At 67.1% G+C, this 3,428-nt stretch carries 3 protein-coding genes and 1 pseudogene; 2 read left to right on the top strand and 2 right to left on the bottom strand.

What is annotated here, in order from left to right; all coding sequences use genetic code 11:
* Positions 1 to 1,198 precede the first annotated feature (1,198 nt).
* Both E4099_RS30555 and E4099_RS30550 read left to right on the top strand, forming a co-directional pair.
* Positions 1,199 to 1,846, top strand: coding sequence for a helix-turn-helix domain-containing protein (locus tag E4099_RS30555; protein ID WP_135342349.1), 648 nt, complete (start codon positions 1,199 to 1,201; stop codon positions 1,844 to 1,846).
* Positions 1,843 to 2,328: a hypothetical protein gene (locus E4099_RS30550; RefSeq protein WP_135342348.1), complete on the top strand. Its 486-nt coding sequence runs from the start codon at positions 1,843 to 1,845 to the stop codon at positions 2,326 to 2,328. The genes E4099_RS30555 and E4099_RS30550 overlap by 4 nt, the downstream gene beginning before the upstream one ends.
* Positions 2,329 to 2,665: 337 nt before the next feature.
* Here the strand turns inward: E4099_RS30550 and tpg are convergent.
* Both tpg and E4099_RS33350 read right to left on the bottom strand, forming a co-directional pair.
* Positions 2,666 to 3,206 (bottom strand): annotated as a pseudogene (tpg, locus tag E4099_RS35300) (telomere-protecting terminal protein Tpg).
* Positions 3,207 to 3,209: 3 nt separating this feature from the next.
* A partial coding sequence (locus E4099_RS33350) for a helix-turn-helix domain-containing protein (protein WP_167828541.1) occupies positions 3,210 to 3,428 on the bottom strand: 219 nt, incomplete at its 5' end.

Genomic DNA, 3,428 nt, shown 5'->3' with positions numbered 1-3,428 from the left:
TTATGCGATCGTCGGCAGCGTCAGTTGTGTATAAGAGACAGGTGAAAGGCTCCGCTGACGCTCCGCCAAATTCCCGCGCAAGCGCGGGAATTGAATTCCGCGAGCGGAATTCCTAAACGCGTGTCAATTCGCGCAAGCGCGAATTGAGGACACCCGCGCAAGCGCGGGTGTCTAGGCTGGCAGCAAGGGGAGGTGCATCACGCGCGGGCCTGTGTAGGGTTTGGGAATCCCAGCCCTACCCCTACACAACGAGAGTGACGGGTCATCGGCCTGACGGAGTGCCGACCCCCACCGCAGTGACAGGCTCCGCTGCGCTCCACCCGAATCTCTCCCATGCGCCCGAAACCGCCCCTCACATATTCATCGATTCCTCGTCAGTATGTACGCTAGTCCGTCAGTGCGGGGCAGAATAGGGCAGGGTATCATGCGCGCGTACAACGCGAGACCAACACGATGCATCACGCGATGAGACTGTGTAGTGTTTGGGCCCTAGCCGCACCATCCCTGGCACGGGCCAAAAACTCACGGCTGAATTCATGATTGCGCGGCCTTGAGCGGCTTAGCCACAGAACGGCAGCCCGAGATGGGAATGCTGAAATTCGAGGTGCGGAGGTACTGGAGCCGAACGGCCCCCAGGGCCGGGCGGCGGAACCGCCCGCCGACACCGACCACGCCTCCGCGCTTTTGAGCATCACGGCCGGTACCACCCGAGACTCAGAGCCGCTGGTGGCGTCCACGACCCGCGTGCGGCCGGGGAGCCGCACGCGAAGGCGTGCGAGCCACGAGGGGGTCCGGCCGGCTCGTTCTGATGCTGTCGCTGGACGTATCCCACGGCGTGGCGGTGCTTGATCACGGCAGGGAGAACCGGTATCACGCGCGCGCACGCTCTAGAAGCAAGAAGCGTACGTTTTCGCAGGTCAGGGGGACGAGTTCGGAAAGATATGTCAGCCCAGGGCTGACATATCTCGGTCGCGACGTCAGCCAGTCCTGACCGAGCAACATCGTTTCGTGGCACTACTGCCACGAAACGGCGCACGGTGCGTCAGTGGGGGGTTCGGGCCAGATCCGGAAGCGGAGGTCAGTCCAGAGCTGACGTACAGGGGGGTTTCGTGTCGGCGCTGCCGCGTTTTGGTGGCATTACTGCCACGGTTCTTCGCTATGGTTCTGACACCACGACGATCAAGGAGGCAGCGACCCCATGAGCTCAGGGCCCCTGGACGGCAGCGCAGCGCCGAAGCTGCCCGGCGCCCCGTCCCGTCGGCGGCGGCGCCCGAAGCCGCCGCCCACCGCCTACAACCGGTCCTCCAGCTCCACGATCGAGCTGCCCGCCGGCCATGCCGCCCAGGTCTTCCCGGTCGGGTCCAGTACGGGGTTCATCGGCGAGGCGTTCTCCATGGACAGCCTGGAGTTCATGCGTTGGGCTGCCGTCCGCTACGACAGTGACCGGTTCGTGCTCGTGGTGCTGTTCCACCTGATGGGCTCGCAGAAGCCCGGCGGGCTGATCGAGGCCAAGCACGAGGACGTGGCCAAGGCCCTCGGGTACAGCCGCCCTCACATCAGCCGCGTCTTCAACGTCCTGGAGACCGACGGCGCGCTGCGAAGGGTCCAGCGGGGCCTGTACCAGCTCAACCCGGCCGCGTCGCTCAGAGGAGGGCTCAGGGAGCCACAGAAGGGCGAGAAGAAGCGCTCCAAGGCGGGTATGGGCGACAGGGTGGAGCAGCTGGACCTGCTGCGCGAGATCATGGAGGACCCGGACGCGCCCGAAGCGTTCCGGGCGATGGCCGCTCCCGGCGCGAAACTGGAAGTGCGCAAGGAGTCGGATGGGGAAGGGAAGGCCACGTCATGACGTCCGTTGCCGAGGAATGGGTTCCGCGCCGCAACGTGCTGTGGGGCAGCTTCAACGGGCTCGCGTACGTGCCACGGCTTCCTCCCACCGCCTACACGCTGCTGCTGCACATGATGACCGAGCAGGAGCCCGGTGGCCTGGTCGTCGCCACGCACGACGAACTCGCGGCCGGCCTCGCGATGGAGCGCGGCATGATCAGCCGTGCCATGCCGCACCTGGTCGCCGCCCGGCTCGTCACCGTGGTCCGCCGCGGCCGCTTCCAGCTCCACCCGATGATCGCTGCCTTCAACGACCCCCGCGAACAGCAGCGAGCCGTCAAGGCGCTTCCCCGGGACATGCGCCTGGACGCCGGCGACTTCGAGGACGAGTACGAGCGTCGCTTCCAGCTCCACCTGGACGAGAAGGCCCGCAAGGCCGAAGCCAAGGCCAAGGGCAACGTCACGCCCATCAACAAGACACCCCGCCTCAAGCGAGTCCGCTGACCACCAGCGGGCCTCACCGAGAACGGCGTCGCACCCTCGGGTGGGACGCCGTTCTGGTGCCCGGGGGCGGTGTACTGGGGGAACCCGTTCGTTCTGCTCCGCCCGAACCAAGCAGCTGCCGTGGGGGCCATGGCCGATCCATGCAGCAGCCGTGCCGGCCCACGACGCTGCTGCTACCCCGGAGCAGCAGGGCTCGCTGCATCGAGGCCGGGGAGGTCTGCTGCACGAGCAGCACCCGTGCGGCGCCTGGCCCACGCAAATGCTGCGCTGGACGATGACGTCGCGCAGCACTTCGGTGGCGGGACCGTCGGTCGGGACCGGAGCGCGGCTCTCCTGGCTAGTAGTCCAGGTCCAAATAGTCGATGTCGTTGATTTCCGCGTCCGACAGTCCCATAGCGCGCCCGCCGCCGTCCTGGAAATACACTTCTTTAAACCCTTCGGCGATGATTCCGCGCATCTGCTGGTCGCTGGCCCCCGGGTCGCGGGCGTCGAAGAGGCGCTGCACGTACTCCGGGAGGAGGTGCACGGTGAGTCGCCGGAACCGTCCGTCGTCGGTCGTGCCGACCGGCGCGGTGTAGCCGAACCGGGCCCGGGTCTCCACCGTGATGCCGCCGGTGGTGGCGGCCTTCTTCTGCCGGCGCTTGCGCACCAGTGGCTGCCAGCCATCGCCTCGATCTTCGCGGCGACGTCCGGGCGGGTGTGCAGGTGCCGCGCCGGTAGCGGTTGACGGAGTCGGCCGTGACTCCGGCTTCCTCGCCGATCTCCTGGGCACTGAGGTACTTGCGCAGGAAGCCGACCTGGCCCTTGAGGGGCCTGGGAGGGTCCTTGGTGAACGCCTCCTGGTCGGCGCGCTCGATCGCGTCGTGGATGTCCGTCACGGCCTACTCCCCGTCCTTAAGGACGGGGTCGCCGTGCGCGGCGGTCTTCTGCCGGTAGAGCTTCACGCGGCTGCTGATCGCACCAGGGCTCAGGCCCAGGGCTTTGCCGATGGCCTTTTGCTCCACACCTTTGTCAACCAGGGCGACGATGGCGGCGTTGAGGTTGCTACCGCGGCCCCGGGGGAGGGCGCGCAGCGTGGCGATTTCCTGGGGTGTGGGGGG

The organism is Streptomyces palmae (assembly GCF_004684805.1).
In the GTDB taxonomy this organism is placed as follows: domain Bacteria; phylum Actinomycetota; class Actinomycetes; order Streptomycetales; family Streptomycetaceae; genus Streptomyces; species Streptomyces palmae.
Note: the sequence above shows the minus strand (reverse complement) of the source record. Positions and strands in the feature narration are given on the sequence as shown.